The sequence below is a fragment of the Ferrovum sp. genome (assembly GCF_027317285.1).
In the GTDB taxonomy this organism is placed as follows: Bacteria; Pseudomonadota; Gammaproteobacteria; order Burkholderiales; family Ferrovaceae; genus Ferrovum.
The window spans coordinates 1-564 of record NZ_DAHVHV010000160.1; the positions used below are offsets into that span (position 1 = coordinate 1).

The 564-nt window shown below is 53.0% G+C and carries 2 protein-coding genes; both read left to right on the top strand.

Features of this window, described 5'->3' with window-relative positions:
* Positions 1 to 164, top strand: a 164-nt coding sequence (locus M6F29_RS12090; RefSeq protein WP_298160286.1) for an ATP-binding protein, incomplete at its 5' end; no start/stop codon positions are given.
* 62 nt (positions 165 to 226) lie between these two features.
* The coding region (locus M6F29_RS12095; protein WP_298160283.1) for an IS66 family transposase at positions 227 to 564 on the top strand (338 nt) is incomplete at its 3' end.

Sequence of the window (564 nt, forward strand, 5' to 3'; positions counted from 1 at the left end):
CCAGTCAATTGCCGGTAGCAAACTGGCATGAATCCATCGGCGACCCCACCTTGGCAGATGCCATTCTGGATCGTCTGGTTCACAACGCACATCAATTAATTCTGACCGGAGAATCCATGAGAAAACATAAAAATAGTTTGACTCAAAAACAAGTTTCAGAGTAAAACTAAAACCCCCGCGTCGCTACGCTCCGACTGTCCACTTTGCCGTGGACTGGCTGTCCAGTTTGCGTGGAATACGCATTGCAGAACCGACGGGTGCAGAGCAGGCCCTGAAGATGATTGGCCGTATCTATGCCGTGGAAGACGTCATCCGTACCGCAGCGCTGGGTGGGGAGGCCAAGCGGGATTATCGCTTGGCGCATACCAAACTGGTGGTGGATGCATCCTTTTCCTGGGTGGATGAGATGTTTCGTAAGCAGAATTCCTGCCCAGCAGTCCCCCTCACCAAAGCGTTGTACTATGCCCGTGAACGGGAAGCGACCTTGCGTGTATTTCTGAACGATCTGGAAGTACCCCCGGATACCAATCATCTGGAACGTGCCCTGCGGGTGATTCCCATGGG